Annotated in this window: 22 protein-coding genes; 4 read left to right on the top strand and 18 right to left on the bottom strand. The window is 42.3% G+C overall.

The genetic code is table 11. The features are described from left to right. Nucleotides 1-24: 24 nt before the first annotated feature. The 6 genes from NQ488_06365 to argC form a co-directional block, all read right to left on the bottom strand. Nucleotides 25-468 carry a DMT family transporter gene (locus NQ488_06365; protein UWN96919.1) on the bottom strand — a complete coding sequence of 148 codons (444 nt, stop codon included), beginning with the start codon at nucleotides 466-468 and terminating at the stop codon, nucleotides 25-27. A gap of 73 nt (nucleotides 469-541) precedes the next feature. Beyond that, nucleotides 542-1813, bottom strand: coding sequence for an extracellular solute-binding protein (locus tag NQ488_06360; GenBank protein UWN96918.1), 1272 nt, complete (start codon nucleotides 1811-1813; stop codon nucleotides 542-544). A 17-nt stretch (nucleotides 1814-1830) separates the two neighbouring features. Then, nucleotides 1831-3024, bottom strand: coding sequence for an aspartate aminotransferase family protein (locus NQ488_06355; protein ID UWN96917.1), 1194 nt, complete (start codon nucleotides 3022-3024; stop codon nucleotides 1831-1833). Nucleotides 3025-3064: 40 nt separating this feature from the next. After that, nucleotides 3065-3967 carry an acetylglutamate kinase gene (gene argB, locus NQ488_06350; GenBank protein UWN96916.1) on the bottom strand — a complete coding sequence of 301 codons (903 nt, stop codon included), beginning with the start codon at nucleotides 3965-3967 and terminating at the stop codon, nucleotides 3065-3067. 11 nt (nucleotides 3968-3978) lie between these two features. Next, nucleotides 3979-5205 carry a bifunctional glutamate N-acetyltransferase/amino-acid acetyltransferase ArgJ gene (gene argJ / locus NQ488_06345; protein ID UWN96915.1) on the bottom strand — a complete coding sequence of 409 codons (1227 nt, stop codon included), beginning with the start codon at nucleotides 5203-5205 and terminating at the stop codon, nucleotides 3979-3981. A 48-nt stretch (nucleotides 5206-5253) separates the two neighbouring features. Next, nucleotides 5254-6297 carry an N-acetyl-gamma-glutamyl-phosphate reductase gene (gene argC / locus NQ488_06340; GenBank protein UWN96914.1) on the bottom strand — a complete coding sequence of 348 codons (1044 nt, stop codon included), beginning with the start codon at nucleotides 6295-6297 and terminating at the stop codon, nucleotides 5254-5256. A gap of 225 nt (nucleotides 6298-6522) precedes the next feature. Here argC and NQ488_06335 point away from each other — a divergent pair, with 225 nt between their 5' ends. Then, a complete protein-coding gene (locus NQ488_06335; protein UWN96913.1) occupies nucleotides 6523-7743 on the top strand; it encodes an argininosuccinate synthase in 1221 nt (406 codons plus the stop codon). A 6-nt stretch (nucleotides 7744-7749) separates the two neighbouring features. Further along, on the top strand, nucleotides 7750-8346 hold the full coding sequence (locus NQ488_06330) for a TIGR01440 family protein (GenBank protein ID UWN96912.1): 597 nt from the start codon (nucleotides 7750-7752) through the stop codon (nucleotides 8344-8346). A gap of 122 nt (nucleotides 8347-8468) precedes the next feature. On the opposite strand, the gene NQ488_06325 is transcribed toward NQ488_06330, so the two are convergent. The 9 genes from NQ488_06325 to leuB form a co-directional block, all read right to left on the bottom strand. Next, a complete protein-coding gene (locus NQ488_06325; protein UWN96911.1) occupies nucleotides 8469-9368 on the bottom strand; it encodes a mechanosensitive ion channel in 900 nt (299 codons plus the stop codon). Between the two features lie 48 nt (nucleotides 9369-9416). Then, entirely contained in the window at nucleotides 9417-11582 is a 2166-nt protein-coding gene (locus NQ488_06320) for an alpha amylase C-terminal domain-containing protein (GenBank protein UWN96910.1), read from the bottom strand. Nucleotides 11583-11680: 98 nt separating this feature from the next. Continuing rightward, nucleotides 11681-12544 (bottom strand): alpha/beta hydrolase, encoded by an 864-nt coding sequence (locus tag NQ488_06315; GenBank protein UWN96909.1) that lies wholly within the window; start codon nucleotides 12542-12544, stop codon nucleotides 11681-11683. 36 nt (nucleotides 12545-12580) lie between these two features. Further along, nucleotides 12581-13813, bottom strand: coding sequence for a DUF1015 family protein (locus NQ488_06310; protein ID UWN96908.1), 1233 nt, complete (start codon nucleotides 13811-13813; stop codon nucleotides 12581-12583). After that, complete coding sequence (locus tag NQ488_06305; GenBank protein UWN96907.1) at nucleotides 13813-14976, bottom strand: phosphoglycerate dehydrogenase; 1164 nt, start codon at nucleotides 14974-14976, stop codon at nucleotides 13813-13815. Before NQ488_06305 ends, NQ488_06310 begins: the two co-directional genes overlap by 1 nt. 68 nt (nucleotides 14977-15044) lie before the next feature. Beyond that, the gene (gene serC, locus NQ488_06300; GenBank protein ID UWN96906.1) at nucleotides 15045-16130 is read right to left on the bottom strand and encodes a 3-phosphoserine/phosphohydroxythreonine transaminase; all 1086 of its coding nucleotides are present in this window, start codon (nucleotides 16128-16130) and stop codon (nucleotides 15045-15047) included. Between the two features lie 102 nt (nucleotides 16131-16232). Continuing rightward, a complete protein-coding gene (ilvB, locus tag NQ488_06295) occupies nucleotides 16233-17924 on the bottom strand; it encodes a biosynthetic-type acetolactate synthase large subunit (GenBank protein ID UWN97115.1) in 1692 nt (563 codons plus the stop codon). Further along, nucleotides 17921-19597, bottom strand: a complete 1677-nt coding sequence (gene ilvD / locus NQ488_06290; GenBank protein ID UWN96905.1) for a dihydroxy-acid dehydratase — start codon at nucleotides 19595-19597, stop codon at nucleotides 17921-17923. Before ilvD ends, ilvB begins: the two co-directional genes overlap by 4 nt. Nucleotides 19598-19651: 54 nt before the next feature. After that, nucleotides 19652-20734: a 3-isopropylmalate dehydrogenase gene (gene leuB, locus NQ488_06285; GenBank protein ID UWN96904.1), complete on the bottom strand. Its 1083-nt coding sequence runs from the start codon at nucleotides 20732-20734 to the stop codon at nucleotides 19652-19654. A gap of 193 nt (nucleotides 20735-20927) precedes the next feature. Between leuB and NQ488_06280 the strand changes: the two genes are divergently transcribed. Then, nucleotides 20928-21266, top strand: a complete 339-nt coding sequence (locus NQ488_06280) for a hypothetical protein (GenBank protein ID UWN96903.1) — start codon at nucleotides 20928-20930, stop codon at nucleotides 21264-21266. A gap of 130 nt (nucleotides 21267-21396) precedes the next feature. Here NQ488_06280 and purB read toward each other — a convergent pair whose 3' ends face one another. After that, the gene (purB, locus tag NQ488_06275; GenBank protein ID UWN96902.1) at nucleotides 21397-22827 is read right to left on the bottom strand and encodes an adenylosuccinate lyase; all 1431 of its coding nucleotides are present in this window, start codon (nucleotides 22825-22827) and stop codon (nucleotides 21397-21399) included. 138 nt (nucleotides 22828-22965) lie between these two features. Here purB and rlmD point away from each other — a divergent pair, with 138 nt between their 5' ends. Beyond that, nucleotides 22966-24183, top strand: a complete 1218-nt coding sequence (rlmD, locus tag NQ488_06270) for a 23S rRNA (uracil(1939)-C(5))-methyltransferase RlmD (protein UWN96901.1) — start codon at nucleotides 22966-22968, stop codon at nucleotides 24181-24183. A gap of 138 nt (nucleotides 24184-24321) precedes the next feature. Here rlmD and NQ488_06265 read toward each other — a convergent pair whose 3' ends face one another. Together NQ488_06265 and NQ488_06260 are read right to left on the bottom strand one after the other, a co-directional pair. Then, entirely contained in the window at nucleotides 24322-24654 is a 333-nt protein-coding gene (locus NQ488_06265) for a PilZ domain-containing protein (protein ID UWN96900.1), read from the bottom strand. A 70-nt stretch (nucleotides 24655-24724) separates the two neighbouring features. Then, nucleotides 24725-26311 (bottom strand): potassium/proton antiporter, encoded by a 1587-nt coding sequence (locus NQ488_06260; protein UWN96899.1) that lies wholly within the window; start codon nucleotides 26309-26311, stop codon nucleotides 24725-24727. Nucleotides 26312-26326 lie beyond the last annotated feature (15 nt).

Below are 26326 nucleotides of genomic sequence, written 5' to 3'. Positions count from 1 at the left end.
ACAGCATCAATCCCACTTCCCCATTCACGCATCCTGTCCTACCATGTTGAACACCACAAGCCCCACAATGGCAATTGCAAGCCCGATGAACTTTCCCCATGAGAAATCCGACTTTTCGCTTCCGAACAGTCCGAAAAGCTCTATTAAATAGGCTGCCGCCACCTGTGTGACAACAATGGTAAGGGATGCCTTGGCAGTTCCGAGTGATGACATGCTCCTGACAACTGTATATGTGATAAACGCACCTATAACACCACCGAGGAGCGCATATTTACGCTCTACTGAAAAAAGTGCCATCACGTCCGGACGCCCGGTCACGAACCACATCACTACGCACATTGCAAGTGCCGTAAGCTGGACAAAACCCGCCGCAACCCATATGCTGCTGCTCTTAGTAACATCCGTATTAAAAACGCCCTGAATACTCATGAGCGCACCTGATATCATTGCAATCAAAAAACCTGTCATAGCCGCCTCCCGGTATAAACTTTAATTTATACATTAAGGATGCCCGCCATGACAGGTTTTATTCATTCATACGCTACTTTGCTGTCTGCGTCTTATTGGTAAGATTCATTGTTGTAGTCACATAATCTTTGAACTGTATATATGCGTCACCAACCGATGCCGTCTTGTCCCATATCTGATGAAGCATTATCTCAAGCTTGAGATAATAGTCGCCTGCTTCCATGTATCTTGCCTTAAGAGCTGTACCCGCATACACGGAATGCAGTGCATTATACTGTTCAGGGTGGTCAGGTATGTCACCTCTTGCCGCCGGCATAGATGACAGGCTGATAAGCTCATCTGCATAATCGTATGTAAACATCCTGGCAACACTTGCCGCAATTCTTGAATTAGACGCATATGGCGTAACCGCAAGCATATATGTCTTAGACATTGCTCTTGTCTTAAGTGTAGAATTATAATCAGGAATCTGCATAATTCCGTAATCAATTCCTGATGCAGCTATCGATGAAAGATCACTTGTATTGACAATTGTATAAAGAAGTGACCCTTCCGTAAACTTCCTGATATAATCACTGTACTTAGGGTTGTCTCTTACAATTCCGTAAGAATCCTTGAACTGAAGATATGCCTGCGCTGCTGCTTTAATGTTGTCATCCTGAAGATATGTCTTTGTAACATCATCAGCATTATCGCCTCCGACATTCATATATTCACCAAGGAATGCATAGTTAAGACTTACATCCGACACATCCCATCCGATAATCTGTGTTACGGCTTCATTCTCGTCCGTATGCTGGAAATTATCACTGAAGCCTGTTATCTCCTCAAATGTCTTAAATGGCGTTGCAAACTTTTTGTTATATACCATAACGCTTGTCTCAAATGTCAGCGGATATCCAAGAAGCCTGCCACTGTATGTTGAAGCTGCTATCGCCGCCCTGCCGTATACATCTTCATTAAATGTCTCAGGGTACAGAGTATTGGCACTCATAAGTCCCATCAGATAGGCTTTCTGCACGTCATCCGATGACATCATGAATATGTCCGCACCATCATCTGACTTTATACATGAATTATATACATCATCGAGGTAATTCTCATCTTCAACAAGATTAAGCATAACCGTAACATGTGCATTGGACTCATGATATCTTCTGGCACATTCCTCAAAATAACCCGTATACCTGTCATCTGAGTACCAGAGATTAACATTAACATCCTCCTCAAGTTCAACCTCAGGTGTTGTCTTATCTGAATTACCCGAGCATGCCGTAACCGAAGCAAGCATTGAGACTGCAAGTCCCAATGCTGCAAATTTCTTAAAATATTTTTTTAAAGTCATACAAATCCTCATCATATTTATGCTAATGCTTTCTTAAGCTTTGTTATCATCTCGTCAACATCAGCCTCTGATATTACAAGCGGCGGAACAAAACGTATTACATTAGTCCCTGCGGTAAATAGAATCAGACCGTTATCAAGACATGCTGCAATTACTTTCTTGAGATCCTTAACATCCGTATTAATCTCAAGTCCCTGCATAAGTCCAAGTCCCCGCCTCTCAACAACATAATCATATTCAGCAACTATCTCATCAAGCTTTTTCTCAAGATAAGCTGATACCTTCTTAACATTATCGAGCACATTCTGCTTCTTGAAAAGCTCAAGGGCCTTAACTGCTGCGGCACATGCCAGCGGATTGCCTCCGTATGTAGTTCCGTGGTCACCCGGAACAAGCGCCTTGGCAACCTCTTCCCTGGCAAGGAATGCGCCTACAGGCACACCACAGCCAAGAGCCTTGGCAACCGTAAGGATATCCGGCTTAACGCCATACTGCTCATATGCAAACATTGTACCTGTACGTCCCATACCACACTGAATCTCATCAAGGATAAGCAGTATTCCCTTCTCATCGCAGAGCTTTCTTACACCCTTAATAAATTCAGGCTTTGCAGGATATATACCGCCCTCACCCTGAACTGTCTCAAAGATGATTGCACATGTCTTATCATTAACGAGTTCTTCAACGCTGGCAAGGTTATTGTACTGCGCAAACTTTATTCCCGGAATCATCGGTCCGAATGCTTCCTGATAATGCCTGTTGCCTGTTACGGCAAGAGCGCCCATACTTCTTCCGTGGAATGAATGCTGCATTGCAATAATCTCATGGTCTGTTGAGTCATCCTTGAGATATGCATACTTCTTAGCGAGCTTAATTGCACCTTCAATTGCCTCAGTACCGCTGTTTGTGAAGAATACCCTGTCCATTCCCGATACTTCGGTTATAGCCTTAGCTGCCTTAGCTGCCGGCTCGTTATAGAAATAGTTTGATGTATGGATAAGCTTATCTATCTGTGCCTTAAGTGCATCGTTATATTCCTTGTTATTATATCCAAGAGCAAATACTGCTATTCCGGCACCAAAATCAACATATTCCTTACCATCAGCATCATACAGATGCACTCCCTCTCCTCTGTCGAGAGAAATCTGATACCTGTTATATGTATGGAAAAGGTGTTCCTCTGCTGTTGTGATTATTTCCTGTGTATTCATCTGTCATCTCCGTTCTGTCATGCATCGCATGGCTATTATATCAGATATTTGTGTTGTAAAAGTGTTCTGCATCTTCTCCGAGAATTGCAGTACCAACACCCTTATTGGTAAATATTTCAAGGAGCAGACAGTGAGGTATTCTGCCGTCAAGAATATGCACCCTTGATACGCCATTTTCAACTGCATCAATACAGTTATTGAGCTTAGGAAGCATTCCGCCGCCGATTGTTCCGCCCGCAAGAAGTTTTCTTGCCTCCGCTGTTGTAAGTTCAGATATAAGTGAGTTCTTATCCTCGAAATCCCTGAATACACCCTCTGTATCCGTAAGGAATGCAAGCTTTTCCGCATCTACGGCTCTTGCGATTGCACACGCTGCATCATCAGCATTGATATTGTATGCGTGATGGTCACTGCCGAATCCTATCGGGCATATGACAGGAAGGAAATCATCCTTAAGGAGTGCATGAATTATCTCAGGATTAACATCGTCTACATCGCCTACATATCCGATATCTTCTCCTGCCGAAAGCTTTTTCTTAACATGAAGCATGCCGCCGTCCTTGCCGCTTATACCGCATGCCTTAACGCCAAGATCCTGAATCATTGATACAAGGCTTTTATTCACCTTATTGAGAACCATCTCTGCAATCTCCATTGTAGGTTCGTCAGTAACGCGCAGCCCGTTCACGAACTTTGGCTCCATTCCTGATTTTTTAACCCAGCTGCTTATCTCCTTGCCGCCGCCATGAACTATTATCGGCTTGAAACCAACAAGCTTAAGAAGTACTACATCCTCAATAACCTTTCTTTTAAGTTCCTCGTCAACCATGGCACTTCCGCCGTACTTGACAACGATAATCTTACGATTGAACTTCTGTATATAAGGAAGCGCCTCAATAAGCACTTCTGCTTTTTTTAATTCTTCATCAATATTAACCGGCATCTCTATTCTCCTTAACTTCTGTAATCTGCATTAATCTTAACATAATCAAACGTAAGGTCGCAGCCCCATGCTGTTGCTGCCGCATTGCCCATCTTAACATCTGCAATTGCTGTCACCGGACTCTGCGAAAGAATCTTAGTTGCCTCATCCTCGCTGTAGTCAGTTGCAGTTCCGTTCTCAACAATCTTAATCCTGCCTGCACTGCTCTCAAAGTAAATATCAACCTTCTCAGGGTCAAAGTCAGCTGAAGAATAGCCCATTGCACAGAGAATCCTTCCCCAGTTGGCATCATGTCCGAATATCGCTGCCTTTGTAAGGCTTGATGTAACTATTGACTTGCTGAGAATCTTCGCCTGCTCCTTGTCCGATGCATTGATTACCTTAACCTCAAACAGACACGTTGCTCCTTCGCCATCGCCTGCAATCTTCTTGGCAAGCTCCGTACAGATGTAAAGAAGCGCTTCGTAGAACTCCTTGTAGCCTTCGCTGTTCTCTGAAGTAATCTCTGCATTGCCTGCCTCGCCATTAGCAAGGACAAGAACCGTATCGTTAGTTGATGTATCACCGTCAACTGATATCATATTAAATGTATCTGCGATAATTGCCGAAAGTGCTTTCTGAAGAACACTTTTTTCAATCTTTAAGTCTGTAGTGATAAATCCCAGCATTGTTGCCATATTAGGATGAATCATTCCTGAGCCCTTGCACATGCCACCCATTGTAACTTTAGTTCCGGCAACGTCAAATGTAACGGCAGCCTGCTTCTTAACCGTATCTGTTGTCATAATTGCCTCTGCTGCAAGCTCTCCGTCTGTAAGCTCTTCACCAAGCAGTCCCTTAAGCCTGCTTATTCCTCCAAGCATTATGTCCATCGGAAGCTGCTTGCCGATTACACCTGTGGATGCTATGAGTACTGAATCGGCCGGGATTGAAAGCTCCTGTCCTGCCTTAGCAGCAAGTGCCTTACAGTTATTAAGTCCTTCCTCGCCTGTACAGGCATTGGCTACACCGCTGTTAATGACAACTGCCTGAGCATATTCTGAATTATATACAACGCTGCGGTCCCACTTGACCGGTGCCGCATATACCTTGTTAGTTGTAAATGTTCCCGCTGTGACGCAAGCTGTCCTGGAGAACACCATTGCCATATCTTTTTTTACATTATTTTTAATACCTACATTTATTCCCGTTGCAAGAAAGCCCTTAGCTGCGGTAACTCCGCCATTTATAATCTCCATAGTCTGATTCCTCCGTTAAACATTTAAACATTAAACAAATAAAAATTATTATGGGAACATTGGAACCTGCTTAAGTCCCGTATTCTCAGGAAGACCAAACAGGAGGTTCATGTTCTGTACTGCCTGACCCGCTGCACCCTTAACAAGATTATCAAGTGCGCCCATCATTATAATTCTGTTTGTTCTCGGCTCTATCTTAAAGTTGACATCAACATAATTACTGCCTTCTACCCATCTTGTCTCAGGGCAGACATCCTTATCAAGCACTCTCACAAAATACTCATCCTTATAGTACTTGTCATATGCCGCCTTAACATCTTCATAAGTTACATCCTTCTTAAGGTCAGCATATGATGTAACAAGTATTCCTCTGTTCATAGGAACAAGGTGCGGTGTGAATATAAGCTTTATATCCTTGCCTGCTGCATAACCAAGCTGTTCCTCAATCTCAGGAGTATGTCTGTGAGTACCTACTCCGTATGCCTTCATGCTCTCATTAACCTCGCAGAACAGATTGGCAACCTTGGCACCTCTTCCTGCCCCTGACGTTCCTGACTTTGCATCTATTATAATTGAATCCGGGTCAATTATTCCTTCCTTAACTAAAGGATATATTGTAAGTATGGAACACGTTGTGTAGCATCCCGGATTAGCAACAATTCTTGTATCCTTTGTTATCTTATTCCTGTTTATCTCACAGAGTCCGTATACAGCTTCATCTATGTACTGAGGACTCTTATGTTCTATCTTATACCACTGCTCATATACATCTACATTCTTGAGCCTGAAGTCAGCACTCAGGTCGACTATCTTCACCTTAGAAAGAATCTTATCATTAACGAGTGATGCACAAAGACCCTGCGGTGTGGCAGTAAATATCACATCCACTCTGTCAGCAAGTTCCTCCATATTGTCGTCCATGCACTTAGCATCAACAAGCTGAAATACATTTCTGTATATATCTGCATATTTCTGGTCAATATAACTTCTTGAACCAAACCATTCAATCTGTGCTTCGCTATGTCCGAGGAGCAGCCTTACCAATTCATTGCCTGCATATCCTGTAGCACCGATAATTCCGACTTTAATCATTGTCTCATCGTTCCTTTCATATAAGGTTTTCAAATTAAGTACTTTAGATACAATACTACTCTTTTTACTTATTGTAAAGAGGTTTTTGCAATAATTTTTATATTTATTCATATTTTTTGCATATTATTCATTTTTATATGTTGCATTTACAAAAATAATGTTGTATATTAGATTCTAGTTTTAAACAACGCTGCCACAGGCAGCATACATATGGAGGATATCATAATGAAAGAGAAAGTTATTCTTGCTTACTCAGGTGGTCTTGATACCACAGCCATCATTCCATGGCTTAAGGAAAATTTTGATTACGAAGTTATCTGTGTCTGCGCTGACTGCGGACAGGAAGAGGAACTTAACGGACTTGATGAAAGAGCTAAGAGCTGTGGTGCTTCAAAGCTTTACATTGAAGATCTTACTGACACATTTGCAGAAGATTACATAGTTCCATGTGTTCAGGCACATGCCGTATATGAGGATAAGTATCTTCTTGGTACTTCAATGGCAAGACCTGCAATTGCCAAGAGACTCGTTGAGATTGCACGTAAGGAAGGTGCTTCTGCCATCTGCCATGGTGCAACAGGTAAGGGTAACGATCAGGTTCGTTTTGAGCTTGCAATTAAGGCTCTCGCTCCTGATATCAAGATTATCGCTCCTTGGAGAAATGATAAGTGGACTCTTAAGTCACGTGAAGATGAGATTGAGTACTGCAGACAGCATGGAATTAATCTTCCATTCTCAGCTGATAACAGCTACAGCCGTGACCGTAACTTATGGCATATCAGCCACGAAGGTCTTGAGCTTGAGGATCCTGCCAATGAGCCTAACTACAAGCACCTGCTTGTACTTGGCAACAGCCCTGAAGAAGCTCCTGATGAAGGCGAATATGTTACTATGACATTTGAAAAGGGTGTTCCTACATCAGTTAACGGCGAGAAGATGAAGGTTGCTGATATCATCCGTACACTTAACAAGCTCGGTGGCAAGCATGGTATCGGCATCATTGATATCGTAGAGAACCGTGTTGTTGGCATGAAGTCTCGTGGTGTATATGAGACACCTGGCGGAACAATCCTTATGGAAGCTCATCAGCAGCTTGAGGAACTTATTCTTGACCGTGACACATATGCAGTTAAGAAGAACATCGGCAACAAGCTTGCAGATGTAGTTTACGAAGGTAAGTGGTTCACTCCTCTTCGTGAAGCTCTTCAGGCTTTCGTTGAGTCAACACAGCAGTATGTTACAGGTGAAGTTAAGTTCAAGCTTTACAAGGGCAACATCATTAAGGCCGGAACAACTTCTCCATATTCACTTTATAACGAGTCAATTGCTTCATTTACAACAGGCGACATGTATGATCACCATGATGCAGAAGGCTTCATTAACCTGTATGGTCTTTCATGCAAGATTAGAGCCATGAAGCACAAGGAACTCGAGAATAAGAAGTAATTAATTATGATTAATTTACCTAATGGCGGAATTGCAACTGAGATGACAATGGATCTTGAAGCTTTGAGGCAGCAGACAACAGCTGTTGCCAACGAGCTTCTTGCCGTTGCGCATCTTGAAAAGGATGACATTCTTGTTGTCGGATGTTCATCCAGTGAAATAGCAAAGCATAGAATCGGCACTTTTTCAAGTGAAGAGATTGGAAAGACTGTTTTTAACGCGCTTAATGATGTATGCAAGGCTAACGGTATTTTTCTTGCCACACAGTGCTGTGAGCATCTTAACCGTGCTATCATCGTTGAAAAGGAATGTGCAAAGCTGTACCGCCTTACGCGTGTGAATGTACGTCCACAGCTCAAGGCCGGCGGTTCATTCTCAACAGCTGCATATAATGGTTTCGATAATCCGGTTGCCGTTGAATATATTCAGGCTCAGGCAGGAATTGACATCGGTGATACACTTATCGGGATGCACCTCGCTCCCGTGGCTGTTCCTGTCCGCACTGCCGTTTCTTCTATCGGAAACGCGCATGTTGTATGTGCAAGAACACGTGCCAAGTATATCGGCGGCGAACGTGCATGCTATGAATCATCACTTGCATAAGGATGTTTTATGCAAGAAGCATTTTAACATTAATATTCTTAATATAAAAAATAGCAAAATAAGTTTATGTATTTTACATTGAATCTTATCTTGCTATTTTTTTATATCTTATCCAGCTATTTTTACTGTACTATGTGTACATCCATCTGATTAAACGGAATCTCAATTCCGTTATCGTCAAACGTTTCCTTATAACCTTCCAGCAAGGCAAATCTCACATTCCAATAATCAGAGGTCATAACCCAGCATCTTGTCTCAAGTGTGACACAGCTGTCATCAAGTGACTTGACAACCACCATGATATCTTTGTCTGTAAGCACGCCGGCCTGCTTATTCATGGCATCAAGCAGAAGCCTTTTGGCAAGCTTGAGATCTGATGAATATCCTATTCCAATCTGGATATCAAGACGCCGCTGCGGCTGCGATGCAACATTTACAATACTTGAATTAGAAAGCGTTCCATTAGGGATAGTTACCATTTTGTTGTCAATAGTAATAAGCTTTGTATAAAGAAGGTCTATTGTTGTAACATTGCCTTCGTATCCTCCTGCAACAATATAATCTCCTACTGCAAACGGCTTGAACAGCAGGATTAATATACCGCCTGCCACATTGGCGAGACTTCCCTGCAATGACATACCAAGCGCGATACCCGCTGAACCAAGTACTGCGATAAATGACGTTGTATCAAAGCCGAGTATATCTATTATCATTATCACAAGCACTACATTGCCGGCAAATCTGGATAATGACAGCATGAATTTAGTAACACCCTCATCCAGCCTGCTTCTGTCAAGCGCCTTTCCAAGCACCTTAAGAAGTGCCTTAAGTATCTTCTTTCCGATTACCCATACAATGAGTGCCCATACAATCGTTCCTACTGTACTTGCACACCACTCAATAAATTTATCAAGGATTGTCCTCATGTCATTCATTGTAAAGAACCGCTGTGTCTCCTCAACAACTTCTTTGACATCTTTCACTTCTGCTGTCTGTGCAAAAGCTGTTAAAATATTATTCATATACTAACCTCCATTCCGCAGGCACACCAACACACTAATCTCCATTCATTACGGCATCTTACGTTTTGCAGTAACCGGCTTCTTGGAGCCTGACTTTGCTCCTCCGGTTTTTATTACCATACGTTTCTTTTTCTCTATATCCTCTGCCTCACGTTCAAGCCTCTTTGCTTCCTCAATCAGCTTACGTGCCTCTTCGCGTTTCTGACGTGCCTCTTTTTCCTTGCGGGCATTCTCTATCTCAATAAGCTCATTTTCCGTATACGGAGTACATCTGAATACGGCAATTCCCATAGGAGGAAGCGTAATTCTTACAGAATTATCCCGTCCGTCACATTCACTTTCAACTGATCTGATTATATCAGGATTAACATTGCCCTCTCCGTCAAATTGGAGTGAATCGCTGTTAAATATCTCACGGCATTTGCCTGCATACGGCACACCTATTTTATAATTCTTTCTTACAACAGGCGTAAAATTGACCGCCGCAATAAGATGTCCGCCTTCAGATGACTTACGGCAGAATATAACAACTGTCTCATTAGCAGAAAAATTATTAATCCACTCGAATCCGTCAGGATCATAATCAAGTTCGTGCAGCTCAGGATTGCTTCTGTAAAGGTTATTAAGCTCTTTCACATAATTATTAAGCTTATTATTATCATCCATATTGCATACACTGTCTGATATAAGCTTTTTCCCCGGATGTAAAAATGTATATCCGAGTGCTGCCTTTACACTTGCAAATTTCTCTTCATCGCTGCCCGGCATCATATTCAGCATAGAATAACCATAGTCAGCAAACGCATCTTCCGGAAGTGCCAGGATGAACTTTTCACTATAGTTATATATCATGCTGAATACAAGCTGGTTATAACGGTCTTTTCGGTATATCGGGTCAAGTTTCATAAAATCAAACAGTTCCTTAAGCCATCCGTTATTCCATTTGTAATCAAATCCAAGTCCGGTACTTACATTACCGGTAACGCACGGCCACGCCGCCGATTCCCTGGCAATAAGCATAATGTCAAGTCCGCGTTTTTTTATTATTGAATTAATGTGCTTAAATAATTCCACCGCTGCAAGATTTTCTTTACCACCGTATATATTAGGCGTCCATTCTCCCGGAGCCATTCCGTAATCAAGATAAAGCAGCCTGTCCAGTTCTGTAAATCTTATTCCGTCTGCATGAAATTCTTCAGCCAGCATAATAATATTGGCAATATAGTAATTGGAAATCTCAGGTACGTTAAAGTTATCCCTGCTGCATTCCCAGTCAAGAATAACACCTATACCCATATCATGCATTGTGTTAATATATTTTTTCAGTTCATTGCGTCCGCCAATCTTCGGCGAGACGGCATAACAGCAATGTGTTCCTTCCATAACCGGCATAAGTTCAACATGCGTATACCCCGCATTCTCCACATAGCTGCATGAATCTTCCGAAAAAGCTGTCTGGTAAATTGATGCAGGCGTTCTTCGTGTATCTTCCATCTTACGCAGTGCCATCCATTTATCATCAGACCACACGAAGTCATCATCACCACATACAACAGCTGCATTCCCTTCATCTTCAACAGCCCGCGCATATGGGTCTGTAATAAGCATACAGCTTCCGTCTTTTTTACGCACCTCGTATTTGTATATGCTGCCTGCCTCAACACCGGGAATAAAGAGTTCATACACGCTGCTTCCATCGTGTTTCATCATCTGGAACACTCTTCCGTCCCATTTGCAGAAGTCACCCACAACACTTACGCGCTTGACATCAGGCATCCATATGGCAAATCTTGTTCCTCTGACGCCATTTATCACTCCGCAATGTGCTCCGAGTATCCTGTATATCTCATAATTAATCCCCGCGCGGAACTTTCTTATCTCAGCATTGTCAATACTCACATCAAATGCATATGCATCCTTGTATTCCCTTTGCTCACCTTCCACATTTTCGGATATAAATGTATAATTCTGTTTTCTCTTTCCGGGAATGAGTACGGCATAATATCCGGCTTCATCTACCTTTTGCATCGGATATATCTTGCTTTTACCATCAATCTTTACCTTCATCTCAACTGCATGCGGGTTGAATGTCTGTATAAGAAATCCTTCTTCACAGACATGTCCTCCGAGCAGCTTCTGCGGTGAATCCGTATCCGAATATACAATTCCCTCTATATCCGGCCAATTCATAAGATTATATAATTTATTATTCATACCTGCCTCCCATCATTAACGCACTTATGTATCACAATCAAAAAGGCTGCACCACAGGCACCTGCCACATGACAGGTGCCGCTATGCAGCCAATTGTGTTATTCGTATATTGGTCCTATTGTACTCTCAAACCATGTTCTGAACATATCAGGCCATACGCTGCACTCAGGTTGATATTTACTTCCATCCTTCATGTCAGTTTCCCTTGTTCCAAGACCAAGTCCATGACTTCCCTTAGGGAATATATGAAGTTCAAACGGAACCTCCTGCTTTTTCATTGCCTCTGCAAACAGAAGCGAGTTCTCAACAGGAACCGAGCCATCCTCAAACGTATGCCATATAAAAGCTTCCGGTGTTCCCTTATTGACACGGTTTTCAAGTGAAACCGTATCATGCAGTTCATCATATCTGTCACCCAGAAGTCTCACAAACGACATTCTATGTGCTTTATCACCTGACGTAATAACAGGATATCCCAGAAGCATTCCGTCCGGTCGCACATATTCAGGCTCACACCTGAGATAATCTCTTATATATGAATCCAGCTCCTGCTGATTCCACAATGTTCCAAGACTTGCAGCCACGTGTCCGCCGGCAGAAAAACCCGCTATTACAATCTTATCCGGATTAATCCCCCACTCATCCGCATGGTCACGGATATACTTCACTGCATACGCAGCTTCATATAAAGGAACCGGGTATTCGTTAGGAATCAGGCTGTATCTCAATACGCATGCATTAAACCCCATACTGTTCATGCGGATTGCTATAGGCTCTGCTTCTCTTTCCGCAAGGTGCTCATATCCTCCACCCGGACATATCAGAATACACGGACGTTTACGGTCACCCTGCATCTGTACAAGTCTCTTAAGGATATATGTTGTAAGCACAGGCACCGATGTATCATGCTTAATTCCAAGGGTCTCATAGTCAATCTTAAGTTCTATATCTTCATGCAGCATCGGCTAATCCTCCGTTATATCATCATATTCTGTGAATTATATTCTGTGAATAAATATTCCGCTTCTAAGCTTTGGTTCAAACCATGTTGACTTAGGTGGCATCAGGAGTCCTGCGTCTGCAACTGCAAAAAGCTCCTGAATGGATGTAGGATACATTGAAAATGCTATCTTCATATCATTCTCTGTTCTGCGCTCAAGCTCGCCAAGCCCTCTTATTCCACCAACAAAATCAATTCTTGCATCTGTCTTCGGATTCTTAATTCCAAGCACAGGATCAAGCAGCTCATTCTGAAGTATTGCAACATCCAGTCCGTCAACCGGTGAATCCGGACGTATATCTTCATGTGCCGTAAGCGTGTACCACTGTCCTTCAAGATACATTCCAAATGTATACTTCACGGCAGGCGCTACCGGCTTGTCTGACTTAACCACATCAAACTTATCTGAAATCTTTGCAATGAACTCATCCTTACTGTATCCGTTAAGATCCTTAACAACTCTGTTATACGGCATAATCATAAGCTGCTCGTCAGGAAACAGTACCGAAAGGAAATAATTGAATTCTTCATCACCTGTGAATCCCGGATGTTCTGCCCTTCTCTTGAGTCCTACTTTGTAAGCAGATGCCGCACGGTGATGTCCATCCGCAATATAGATAGAATCTATGCCTGCAAATGCTCTTTCTATTGCTTCTACAGAATCCTCTGATGCAATCTTCCATACTGCATGTCTTATTCCATCAGGAGACGTGAAATCATAAAGAGGGTCATTCTCTTTCGCCTTAGCTACCTCAGCATTAATAACCCCGTCAGCTCTGTAGGCAAGGAATATAGGCCCCGTCTGCGCACTGCATGTATCTACATGTGTAATTCTGTCAACTTCCTTCTCAGCTCTTGTATTCTCATGCTTCTTAATTACATTATTACTGTAATCATCAATAGAAGCACATGCTACAATGCCTGTCTGGCTTCTTCCATCCATTGTAAGTTCGTATATATAATACGTTCTGTCAGAATCCTCAATATATGTACCGTCTGCCATAGCTTCATCCAGCATCTGCCTGGCCTTCTGGTATACTTCAGGCGCATACATATCAACAGAACTGTCGAACTGTGTCTCAGGTCTGTCTATGCGAAGAAATGATAACGGCTCGCGCTTAACCTCCTCGCAGGCTTCTTCTCTGTTATATACATCATATGGGAGTGCAGCTACTCTCGCAGCCACACTCTCATTAGGTCTTACACACTGAAACGGTCTTATAATTGCCATTACTTCACCACTCTAACCTTAATAACGCCTTCTACTTCCTCAAGCTTCTTAATTACATCTGCATTAACCGCATCGTCAAGATCAAATAATGAATATGCATAATCATTACGTGACTTGTTAAGCATATCTGAGATATTAACGCCTGCTGCACCAAGAACAGCTGTAATATTGCTGATTACTGACGGAATATTCTTGTGGCATACCGCAATACGTCCTGTGTTAGTGCATACGCCCATGTCACATGCAGGATAGTTAACTGAATTACGGATATTGCCATTCTCAATATAATCACGAAGTTCCTTAACTGCCATCACTGCACAGTTATCTTCTGCTTCCTTAGTTGAAGCGCCAAGATGAGGAAGAACAATTGTATTCTCAAGCTTAACTGAAAGAGTATTAGGGAAGTCTGTAACATACTTCTTAACCTTGCCTGACGCAAGTGCATCTACCATTGCATTCTCATCAACAAGGATATCTCTTGCACAGTTAATTACAACAACACCATCCTTCATCATGTTGAAAGCAGCCTTGTTAATCATTCCCTTTGTGCTGTCAAGAGCAGGAACATGAATTGTGATATAATCACATTCTCTGTAAATATCTTCAACATTAACAATGTGCTTAACATCTCTGTTAATGCTCCATGCAGCATTAACAGAGAGATAAGGATCATATCCGTATACCTGCATGCCAAGTGCTGCAGCAGAGTTGGCAACCATTGCACCAATTGCGCCAAGTCCGATGACACCAAGCTTCTTGCCAAGAATCTCTGTACCTGCAAATGCCTTCTTAGCCTTCTCTGTTGACTTTGCAATATCTGCATCATCCGCATTGGCCTTTACCCAGTCAACCGCACCGATATAATCGCGTGATGCAAGAAGCATTGCAAGTATTACCTGCTCCTTAACTGCGTTGGCATTGGCACCCGGTGTATTGAATACTACAATACCCTTCTCTGCACACTTATCAAGAGGAATATTATTAACACCTGCACCGGCTCTTGCTATGGCAAGAAGTCTGTCCGAAAGCTCCATGTCATGCATCTTAGCACTTCTTACAAGCACCGCATCAGCCTCTTCATATGAAGCATCCTTGTTATAATCTGTTGTAAACAGGTCAAGACCTATGCCTGCAATATTATTAAGACAATTAATATTATACATTGTATGTATTCCTTCCTTATCTCCGACTCATTAATTATTCAGTTAATTAAACACTGATAATCCGGTAATTACTTAAGATTCTCAGCTTCAAACTTCTTCATGAACTCTACAAGCTTCTCTACGCCTTCGATTGGCATTGCATTGTAGATACTTGCACGCATACCGCCAACTGTTCTGTGTCCCTTAAGATTCTCAAAACCTGCTGCCTTGGCTTCGGCTACAAACTTAGCATCAAGATCTGCATCACCTGTTACAAACGGTACATTCATAAGTGAACGATCTTCCTTACGTACTGTTCCCTTGAAAAGCTTGCTCTCATCAAGGAAGTCATAAAGAATCTTAGCCTTCTTCTCGTTAATCTTCTTCATCTCCTCAAGACCGCCCATCTTCTTAAGCCACTTGAATACCTTACCACAGATATAGATGCCGTATGCAGGAGGTGTATTGTAGAGAGAGTTAGCATCTGCATGTGTCTTATATCTTAACATTGTAGGAGTTCCCGGTAATACATCCTCAGTAATAAGATCCTCACGGATAATAACAATAACAACACCTGCAGGTCCTATGTTCTTCTGAACTCCTCCATAGATTACCCCATACTTTGTTACATCTACAGGCTCTGAAAGGAAACATGAAGAAACATCTGCAACAAGTGTATGTCCCTTTGTGTTAGGCAGTGTCTTAAACTTAGTGCCATAGATTGTGTTATTCTCACAGATATATACATAATCAGCATCTTCCGGAATATCAAGATCTGAACAGTCCGGAATATATGAGAAAGTCTTATCCTCTGAAGAAGCAACCTTGACTGCCTCACCATACATCTGGGCTTCCTGATATGCCTTCTTAGCCCACTGTCCTGTTACAATATAAGCTGCCTTCTTATTCTTCATAAGGTTCATAGGAATCATGGCAAACTGCTGTGATGCACCGCCCTGAAGGAACAATACCTTGTAATTGTCAGGTATATTCATCAGTTCACGAAGATCAGCCTCTGCCTCTTTGATAATGTTGTCATAAGCCTTGGAACGATGGCTCATCTCCATTACAGACATACCTGTTCCTCTGTAATCAAGCATCTCATCTGCTGCTTCCTGCAGCACCTCTACAGGCAATACTGCCGGACCTGCACTAAAGTTATAAACTCTACCCACTTTTTCATCCTCCTGAAATTCATAAAAAATATAATGCCATTTTATGGCAATGATACACAATTGTCAAATAATCTTTACATAACATAAAAAAATTAAGTCATTTTATTGATTATCTTTTTTATCAAGGTCTTCCCTGTCAAAAGCTTCTGATATAGGTGCTCCCGGTGATACCATAGGGAATACTTTGTCATCCCTGTTAAGCTGGCACTCAATAAGAACAGGGATATTAAGGCTTATTGCTTCCTCAAATACAGGAACAATCTCCTCAGGCTTCGTTATTGTATATGCCTTAATTCCCATAGCTTCAGCAATCTTTACATAATCCACTGAATCATCAAGAACCGTAGCCGAATATCTCTTACCATAGAAAAGATCCTGCCACTGACGCACCATACCAAGGACATGGTTATCAAATATAACTTCGATAACCGGTATATTATATCTTGCTGCTGTCGCAAGCTCGTTCATGTTCATTCTGAAGCATCCGTCACCTGCAATATTAATAACGACCTTATCACGGCATCCCACCTTGGCACCGATAGCCGCTCCAAGTCCGTATCCCATGGTTCCGAGTCCGCCCGATGTAAGAAGCGTACGTGGCTTCTTGTAATTATAATGCTGTGCAGCCCACATCTGATGCTGTCCTACATCTGTTGATATGATTGCATCTCCGCCTGTTACCTCGAATATCTTCTCCATTATAAGTGGTCCGTTAAGGCGGTCTGTATTATACTTCATAGGATAATCCGCTTTGAGTTCTTCAACATGCTGAATCCATTCTGAATGATTGCACTGGTCAAGAAGAGCATTTATTCTCTTAAGTATCTCAAGCGCATCTCCTATAACACTGGCATCTGTCCTGATATTCTTATTAATCTCAGCAGCATCAACATCAAACTGAAGAATCTTTGCATTGTTCGCAAATTTTCTGGTATTACCTGTAACACGGTCTGAGAATCTTGCACCAACAACTATAAGCAGATCACATTCCGTAACGCTGTAGTTAGCTGCCTTAGTTCCGTGCATTCCAAGCATTCCTGCATATCTTGGATCTGTTCCGTCGAATGCACCCTTGCCCATAAGTGAATCTACAACAGGTGCATCTACCTTGTTAACAAATCTTCTAAGCTCATCCGATGCATCAGAAGCAATTGCACCGCCTCCTGCAAACACAACAGGTTTCTTTGCTTCCTTAATCATATTAACAGCTTTAACTATATCTTCTTCTTTGATTGTGTCAGTAACACGTTCAATTGTCTTAGGTGTTGTCTTCACATAATCGCACTCATTGGCAGTTACATCCTTTGTGATATCAACGAGTACCGGTCCCGGTCTTCCTTCTTTGGCAATTGTAAATGCTCTCCTTATTGTATCTGCAAGCTTATTAACATCCTTTACAATAAAGCTGTGCTTTGTGATAGGCATTGTAATTCCGGCGATATCAACCTCCTGGAAGCTGTCCTTGCCAAGAAGCGGTACTGTTACATTACATGTGATTGCAACTATCGGAATTGAATCCATTGCCGCAGTTGCTATACCTGTAACAAGGTTAGTTGCCCCCGGACCTGATGTTGCAAAACATACACCGACTTTGCCTGTTGCTCTTGCATAACCATCCGCAGCATGTGAAGCTCCCTGCTCATGTGATGTAAGGATATGTGTTATCTCATCAGAATGCTTATAAAGGGCATCATACACATTCAGAATAGCTCCTCCCGGATAACCGAATACAGTGTCTACGCCCTGCTCTTTAAGACACTCTATTATAATCTCTGAACCATTTAACTTCATTATCTTGCCTCCTTTGGAACCTCAAGGATTGCTCCTCTGTTACCTGATGTAACCATAGATGCATAACGTGCGAGGTATCCCGTTGTAACCTTTGGCTGTCTTGGCTGCCACTTAGCACGGCGTGCTGCCATCTCCTCATCCGAAACCTTTATGTCAAGCTTCATCTCAGGAATATTAATTGAGATGATGTCACCTTCCTCTACGAGCGCAATAGGACCGCCAACAGCAGCTTCAGGTGAAACATGACCTATTGAAGCTCCTCTTGAAGCACCGCTGAATCGTCCGTCAGTAATAAGTGCAACTGTTGAACCGAGACCCATTCCCGCAATTGCTGATGTCGGATTAAGCATCTCTCTCATACCAGGACCGCCCTTAGGGCCTTCATATCTGATTACCACAACATCACCGTCTACAATCCTGCCGCCCTTAATAGCAGCAATTGCATCTTCTTCGCAGTCAAATACTCTTGCAGGACCTTCATGGACCATCATCTCTTCTGCAACGGCTGAGCGCTTTACAACACCACCATCCGGTGCAAGGTTACCCTTAAGAACTGCAAGTCCGCCTGTCTTGCTGTAAGGATTGTCAATCGGTCTGATAACCTCAGGATTCTTATTGACACACCCCTTGACATTCTCACCAATCGTCTTACCTGTAACTGTCATGCAGTCAGGATTAAGAAGTCCCGCTTCAAGAAGCTCGTTCATAACCGCATACACACCACCTGCTTCATTAAGATCTTCCATATATGTATGGCCTGCAGGTGCAAGATGACACAGGTTAGGTGTCTTCTCACTTATCGGGTTAGCAAATGCTATATCAAAATCAAATCCAACTTCATGAGCAATCGCAGGGAGGTGAAGCATGCTGTTTGTAGAACATCCAAGTGCCATATCTACAGTAAGTGCGTTGAGGATTGCTTCCTTAGTCATGATATCTCTCGGTCTTATATTCCTGCGGTAAAGTTCCATTACCTGCATGCCTGCATGCTTGGCAAGCTTGATTCTCTCAGAATATACGGCAGGAATTGTACCATTACCCTTAAGTCCCATTCCGAGAGCCTCTGTAAGGCAGTTCATACTGTTGGCAGTATACATGCCTGAACATGAACCGCATGTAGGACATGTCTTTTCCTCATATTCTTTAAGATCATCTTCATTAATCTTACCGGCAGTATATGCGCCTACAGCCTCAAACATACTTGAAAGGCTGGTCTTACATCCCTTAACATGGCCTGCAAGCATCGGTCCTCCACTTACAAATACAGTAGGAACATTAACTCTTGCAGCTGCCATAAGCAGACCCGGCACATTCTTATCACAGTTAGGAACCATTACAAGCGCATCAAACTGATGTGCTGTTGCCATACACTCTGTTGAATCTGCAATCAGATCTCTTGTAACAAGTGAATACTTCATTCCCACATGTCCCATTGCAATACCATCGCACACTGCAATTGCAGGGAATACTACAGGAGTGCCTCCTGCCATTGCAACTCCAAGCTTGACAGCTTCAACAATCTTATCAATGTTCATATGTCCCGGTACTATCTCATTATATGAACTTACAATTCCGACAAGCGGCTTCTTCATCTCTTCTTCTGTCATGCCGAGTGCATTGAACAAAGATCTGTGCGGAGCCTGCTGGGTTCCTACTCTTACTGAATCACTTTTCATTACTACCATTCCTCCATCTAAACTGATTATTATAACTAACTATTATATATGATATCAGATGTTGTCCGCAATCAGATCGCCCATCTGTGAAGTAGACACCTGTGTCATGCCTTCGTCCATAATATCTATTGTGCGGTATCCGTCCTTAAGCACCTTCTTAACTGCCGCCTCGACCGCATCTGCTTCCTTATCAAGATCAAATGAATATCTGAGCATCATTGCTGCTGAAAGGATTGTTGCAATAGGGTTAGCTATATTCTTACCTGCAATATCAGGAGCCGATCCATGGCTAGGCTCATACAGTCCGAGTTTACTGCTTCCGAGGCTTGCTGATGAAAGCATTCCGATTGAACCTGTTATCATACTTGCTTCATCAGAAAGGATATCACCAAACATGTTCTCTGTAAGAATCACATCAAACTGTCCCGGATTCATGACAAGCTGCATTGCGCAGTTATCAACAAGCATATTAGATACCTCAACCTCCGGATAATCCTTCGCAACCTCTGCCACTACCTTGCGCCACAATCTTGATGAATCGAGAACATTGGCCTTATCAACACTGATTACCTTCTTATTCCTCTTCATTGCTATATCGAATGCCTTAACTGCAATTCTTCTGATCTCTTCCTCGTTATATGTAAGGGTATCCGTAGCAGTCATCACACCATCAACTTCCTCGGTATGTCTCTCTCCGAAGTAAAGACCGCCTGTAAGTTCTCTCATAATGACCATATCAAAACCGTCACCGATTATATCTTCCTTAAGAGGGCATGCACCCTTAAGCTCATTGAACAGATATGCAGGACGTATATTGGCAAAAAGTCCGAGTTCCTTACGAATCTTAAGAAGTCCAGCTTCAGGTCTGAGATTAGGCGCCACATCGTACCATCTTGAATTGCCTACATTACCGCCAACAGCTCCAAGAAGAACCGAATCACTTGACTTGGCAACGGCAAGAGCCTCATCTGAAAGTGGCACGCCGTATGCATCAATGGAACATCCTCCCATTAATATCTCTGTATAATTAAATTCATGTCCGTATCTGCTTCCCACACAGTCAAGGACCTTTCTTGCCTCAGCAACTATCTCAGGTCCGATTCCGTCTCCGGGAATCAATGCAATGCTAAATCCCATAGTGCATACTCTCCTTTGGTTTTATTTATAACTAAAATATGACAAAATTATGCCTATTATTAAATAATATCGCATAGGTGCTTCATTTTCAATATATTTTTTCATTGTAATAGGTTAATTATGGAGTTAAAATAGAAAAAAATAAAGTATTTACATCCGCAGACCCTTGGCAGCCTGCAGAATGGAGATTAGTATGGAAAAAAGACTTAAAGATTACACAGCATATCTCGAAGCACTGATTGCTTCTGATGATACCTCCGCAATGAGCATCATTTACAGTGACATTACGGTGCAGATAGGCTTCTTTCAGCATGAGCGCATAGTCCACCTGATAGTAACAGTTACATTTGCGATACTTGCACTTATGTCTCTGTGGTTCTTCACTATGACACAGATGACTGCTGTACTGATTCTGTTTATATTATTCATGGTGCTTCTGGTACCGTACATAAGACATTATTACATACTTGAGAATGGCACGCAGCACCTGTATATGTTATATGACAGCATCACACAAAAGCTTCGCAATTAATAAAAGAGGCACTCATACCGATATCTGCGGTCTGTAAGACCGGCCAGGCATCAGTATTGAGAGTGCCTCTTTTATTAATTATCTTTATTTATGTTACTACATTGCAATAATTAATTGCACATGAATTGAATTATACGTTAATTGTAGCAGTCATACCAAGTGCATCGGCATTGGAATCAAGCACAGGCTGTACAACCTCGGCAAGATACTCATCAACCTGCTCTTTTGCGCGTCCTGTATACTTTGAAGGATCAAGCTTTGCCTGAAGTTCTTCAAGTGTAACACCGAACATCGGATCCGCTGCAATAAGTTCAAGAAGGTTATTATCAAGACCCTCCTGCTTAACTCTTGCTCCGGCCTTCATTGAAAGCTCTCTGATTCTCTCATGGAGTTCCTGACGGTCTCCGCCGGCTTTAACCGCATCCATCATGATATTCTCGGTAGCCATGAATGGAAGCTCAGCCATAAGATGCTTAGTAATTACCTTGTCATATACAACAAGTCCGTCTACTACATTCATATAAAGGTCAAGGATTCCGTCTACAGCAAGGAATGCTTCCGGAACAGAGATTCTCTTATTAGCCGAATCATCGAGTGTTCTCTCAAACCACTGTGTTGCTGACGTGATTGCAGGATTCATTACATCTGCCATTACATAATTGGCAAGTGATGCGATTCTCTCACTCCTCATAGGATTTCTCTTATAAGCCATTGCAGATGAACCAATCTGTGACTTTTCAAATGGCTCCTCAATCTCCTTCAGGTGCTGAAGAAGTCTGATATCATTAGAGAACTTATGTGCACTTGCGGCAACGCCTGCGAGAACATTAAGCACTCTTGTATCTACTTTTCTGGAATATGTCTGACCAGATACAGGGAAACACTCCCTGAAACCCATCTTCTCAGCTATAAGGCTGTCCAGCTTGCGGATCTTGGCATGGTCACCCTCAAACAGTTCAAGGAAACTTGCCTGTGTACCTGTTGTACCCTTTGATCCGAGAAGCTTCATTGTCGAGATAACATGATCCAGATCTTCAAGATCAAGCATAAGCTCATTAATCCAGAGTGTTGCTCTCTTACCTACTGTTGTAGGCTGTGCCGGCTGAAAATGTGTAAATGCAAGCGTTGGAAGTGCTCTGTACTTTCCTGCGAACTTTGAAAGCTCAGCAATAACATTGATAAGCTTCTTCCTTACAAGCTGAAGTCCTTCAGTCATAATAATTATGTCTGTGTTATCACCAACATAACATGAAGTTGCGCCAAGGTGGATAATTCCCTTAGCCTTAGGGCACTGGAGTCCATAAGCATATACATGTGACATAACGTCATGACGTACTTCTGCCTCGCGCTTCTTAGCGTCCTCATAGTTGATATCATCCTGATGAGCCTTAAGTTCAGCTATCTGCTCGTCTGTTATGTTAAGTCCAAGCTCCTTCTCTGATTCAGCAAGTGCTATCCAGAGTCTTCTCCATGTTCTGAACTTCTTGTCAGGTGAGAAAATGTACTGCATCTCTTTACTTGCATAACGCTCAGCAAGTGGTGTCTGGTATCTGTCGTTCATATTATGATTAATCCTTTCTTAATACATTTGTCAAACAGAAAAATTATAAAACATTTGCATCACAAAATCAATATGCTATTATATTCTTATAGCTTTTCCTATAGCTTATATTACTTATACTTTTGAGAGGAACACAACATGACATCATCACATAATTCCCCATGCAATCGTGCACACTCCCCTGCACAAAACCGAGGCAGAAAGCAGGCAAAGCCGGCTGAAGTATGTCCGCATGCAGCACGCTGCGGAGGCTGCGCCTATCAGGGAATTGCATATAAAGAGCAGCTTGATAAAAAGCAGGAATACGAGCAGAAACTTCTCTCCTCATACGGCAGTGTATCACGTATAATCGGCATGGACAAGCCATATCATTACCGTAACAAGGTTCATGCGGCATTCGGCCGTGACAGATACAACAATATAATATGCGGAAGTTATGAGGAATCAAGCCACAGGATTGTAGACAATACTGCCTGCCTTATTGAAGATACACGTGCCAAAGCAATAATAGAAGTAATACGCCGGCTGGCAGGCGATTTTGGCCTTAAGATATATGATGAACGTAACGGTACGGGACTTCTGCGTCATGTTCTCATAAGAACAGGGCACAAAAGCGGTCAGATTCTTGTTATTCTTGTAATGGCATCGACATTTTTCCCATCCAAGAAGAATTTTATACGTGAACTCATCAGGGAATGTCCTGAGATAACATCTGTTGTCATAAATATTAATAACAGGCGTACGAGCATGATTCTCGGCGACAGACAGTATACGGAATACGGAAGCGGGTATATAGAAGATACGCTCTGCGGAATAACCTACCGCATATCGCCTAAGTCATTTTATCAGGTAAATGCCGTACAGACAGAGCTTCTCTATACAAAAGCCATTGAGCTTGCGCGTCTTACAGGCAGCGAGACCGTCATTGATGCTTACAGTGGAATCGGAACTATAGGCATGACCGTTGCCGGACACGTCCGGAAGGTTATCAGCGTTGAGACCAATACCGATGCAGTAAAAGATGCACGCCGTAATGCCAAAGCCAATAATATCAGCAATATCGATATCTACGCCGATGACGCCGGTCGCTTTATGAGACGGATGGCAGATAATAACGAGACCTGCGATGTTATATTTATGGATCCGCCACGTGCCGGAAGCGATAAGGTATTTCTTAACTCTATACTGAAGCTTATGCCTTCAAAAGTCATCTACATCTCATGCTGTCCCGAAACACTTGCACGGGACCTTGCAGTGCTTGCGCGCCGTGCATACCGTGTAGCGGCTATCCAGCCTGTTGATATGTTCCCATGGACATCGGGAATTGAGACAATTGTATGCCTTGAGCGCCGCTAAACTAATATCTAAGTTAACATCTGATATGCCCATTCTCAGCAGATACGCCAACAAAAATGTCACACACGCAATGAATCTCTACTAAGTCATCGCATGTGTGACATTCTGTCATATACGTCCGGCTGCTGTATCCGGCCATCAGATCTCATCAAATATATAATTAAGTACGGGTGCCATTCCGACGAACTCTGCACCATATGAATAGCTTCCGTCCTCCTTACGGATACTTCTTATAATCTTAATAACACAGTATAATGTATCATCCTTATTACCAAGATGTAGTGCCGCATTAAAATAATATCCAACCGGGAGTACACTATCTGATACAAAGCCTATCCCACCCTTTGATACGTTGTTCACAGAAATAGGCGAATTCATATCAGAAATTCTGACATTATCCTGCTTAAACAATGTAGATACTCTAAGGCTGAGGCTTACAGGAAACCTCTTAGTCTTTCTCTTCTCTGTCATACAACAGTCCCCCCTTAATAATTCTAAGATATATGATACTCTCTTTTACCTTTTTATTCAATGAGTACTTTTACCTATATATAACTACCGTATCATTCTCGTGAATAACTGTATGCCCACTCGGTATTATGCTCTGATCCTGCCTCTTTATCATTGCAATAAGCACATTTTCCGGCAGATTAAGTTCGCTTATGCTCTTATTATTCCATTCATGTCTGCGGTCAATATGTATCTCTTCAAGCCGTATGTCATTCCCCCCATGATATGCCGGAACACTCAGTATCACACTGTCATCAGCTAATATTCTGGTGCTCCCTTTGGGAATAACCGTATCTGTTCCCCGCTTAATCATAAGTGCAAGTGACCCTGTTGGCATTGTTACATCACTTATAAGCCTGTTCTCCCAGTTATGCCCCTTTGGAATATACATTCTCATCAGAGTCATAGCTTCCTCTTCCTGATAATCATTGAATGTCTTGAGAACATCAGCATCCTCATCAATCATATTGAATTTCTTTGATACAAGCGGAAGCAGCGTTCCCTGTATTGCAACCGACAGCAGTGCTACCATAAAAACTATATGAAATATATCATGTCCAAGAAGCATGCCTGATGACATAACATCTATTGCAAACACTATTGATGAAGCTCCGCGTAATCCTGCCCATGACACCAGCCCAATCTGTCCAAACGATGCACCAAAAGGAGCCAGAAGTGCCATAATAGTCACAGGTCTTGCAATAAATGTAAGGAATAATGCTATGAATACAGATGTCAGAATAATCTCAGGCATCATATGCGGCGTTGCGAGAAGACCAAGCAGAAAGAATATTGTAATCTGTGCAAGATTCGTAAGTCCGTCAAAAAAATGAACCAGATTATTCTTGTTGGCAATTCTTGAATTGCCGAGTATTATACCGGTAAGATAAACACTGAGATAGCCATTGCCATTAAACATGCTTGGCAGCGCATATGATACAAGCACAACTGCAATAACGAATATCGTATCCATTCCCTCTGTAAGAATGTCTGTCTTACGCATAATAAACTGCGCTGCAAGAGCAACGATAACACCCACCGCAACTCCAATTACAATCTGGCAAAGCACAAGTCCCGCAACAGAGCCCTCCATTCCATTCATCATGCTTATTCCAATAACTGTGAGCATATATGATATAGGGTCATTACTACCGCTTTCAATCTCAAGCATCGATGCCGTTCCATCCTTTAATGAAAGCTTCTTTGACCTGAGTATCGAAAATACTGATGCAGCATCAGTCGAACTCAGTACCGCACCGACAATAAATCCTTCCACCTTTCCGAAGCCAAGCGCATATACGCAGAACACAGCCGTAAGAAGTGCTGTAAGGACAACTCCCACAGTAGAGAGAATGACTGATTTTACTGCAACCGGCTTTGCTGCCGACCATTTTGTTCCAAATCCGCCATAAAACATTATAAACGCAAGAGCTATCGAACAGACCCTGCCCGTAAGCTCATAATTATCAAATTCAAAACCAAAAAAGCCATCCACGCCAAAAGCTATACCAAGCAGCATGAACAGCAAAAGAACCGGCATACCAAACTTATTAGAAAAGCGGTTTGCCACTATACATAATAAAATTATTAAAGCTATTATAAGTAAAATCGACTGCAATAATTATCCTCCCAT

The organism is [Bacteroides] pectinophilus, from assembly GCA_025146925.1.
In the GTDB taxonomy this organism is placed as follows: domain Bacteria; phylum Bacillota; class Clostridia; order Lachnospirales; family Lachnospiraceae; genus Bacteroides_F; species Bacteroides_F pectinophilus.
This window is presented reverse-complemented; position numbering and strand designations above follow the sequence as displayed.

What these genes read in the sequence shown, in the direction of transcription:
- NQ488_06365 (UWN96919.1), bottom strand. Translation starts at nt 468, where the DNA reads ATGACAGGTTTTTTGATTGCAATGATATCAGGTGCGCTCATGAGTATT.
- NQ488_06360 (UWN96918.1), bottom strand. Translation starts at nt 1,813, where the DNA reads ATGACTTTAAAAAAATATTTTAAGAAATTTGCAGCATTGGGACTTGCA.
- NQ488_06355 (UWN96917.1), bottom strand. Translation starts at nt 3,024, where the DNA reads ATGAATACACAGGAAATAATCACAACAGCAGAGGAACACCTTTTCCAT.
- argB (UWN96916.1), bottom strand. Translation starts at nt 3,967, where the DNA reads ATGCCGGTTAATATTGATGAAGAATTAAAAAAAGCAGAAGTGCTTATT.
- argJ (UWN96915.1), bottom strand. Translation starts at nt 5,205, where the DNA reads ATGGAGATTATAAATGGCGGAGTTACCGCAGCTAAGGGCTTTCTTGCA.
- argC (UWN96914.1), bottom strand. Translation starts at nt 6,297, where the DNA reads ATGATTAAAGTCGGAATTATCGGTGCTACAGGATATGCAGGCAATGAA.
- NQ488_06335 (UWN96913.1), top strand. Translation starts at nt 6,523, where the DNA reads ATGAAAGAGAAAGTTATTCTTGCTTACTCAGGTGGTCTTGATACCACA.
- NQ488_06330 (UWN96912.1), top strand. Translation starts at nt 7,750, where the DNA reads ATGATTAATTTACCTAATGGCGGAATTGCAACTGAGATGACAATGGAT.
- NQ488_06325 (UWN96911.1), bottom strand. Translation starts at nt 9,368, where the DNA reads ATGAATAATATTTTAACAGCTTTTGCACAGACAGCAGAAGTGAAAGAT.
- NQ488_06320 (UWN96910.1), bottom strand. Translation starts at nt 11,582, where the DNA reads ATGAATAATAAATTATATAATCTTATGAATTGGCCGGATATAGAGGGA.
- NQ488_06315 (UWN96909.1), bottom strand. Translation starts at nt 12,544, where the DNA reads ATGCTGCATGAAGATATAGAACTTAAGATTGACTATGAGACCCTTGGA.
- NQ488_06310 (UWN96908.1), bottom strand. Translation starts at nt 13,813, where the DNA reads ATGGCAATTATAAGACCGTTTCAGTGTGTAAGACCTAATGAGAGTGTG.
- NQ488_06305 (UWN96907.1), bottom strand. Translation starts at nt 14,976, where the DNA reads ATGTATAATATTAATTGTCTTAATAATATTGCAGGCATAGGTCTTGAC.
- ilvD (UWN96905.1), bottom strand. Translation starts at nt 19,597, where the DNA reads ATGAAAAGTGATTCAGTAAGAGTAGGAACCCAGCAGGCTCCGCACAGA.
- leuB (UWN96904.1), bottom strand. Translation starts at nt 20,734, where the DNA reads ATGGGATTTAGCATTGCATTGATTCCCGGAGACGGAATCGGACCTGAG.
- NQ488_06280 (UWN96903.1), top strand. Translation starts at nt 20,928, where the DNA reads ATGGAAAAAAGACTTAAAGATTACACAGCATATCTCGAAGCACTGATT.
- purB (UWN96902.1), bottom strand. Translation starts at nt 22,827, where the DNA reads ATGAACGACAGATACCAGACACCACTTGCTGAGCGTTATGCAAGTAAA.
- rlmD (UWN96901.1), top strand. Translation starts at nt 22,966, where the DNA reads ATGACATCATCACATAATTCCCCATGCAATCGTGCACACTCCCCTGCA.
- NQ488_06265 (UWN96900.1), bottom strand. Translation starts at nt 24,654, where the DNA reads ATGACAGAGAAGAGAAAGACTAAGAGGTTTCCTGTAAGCCTCAGCCTT.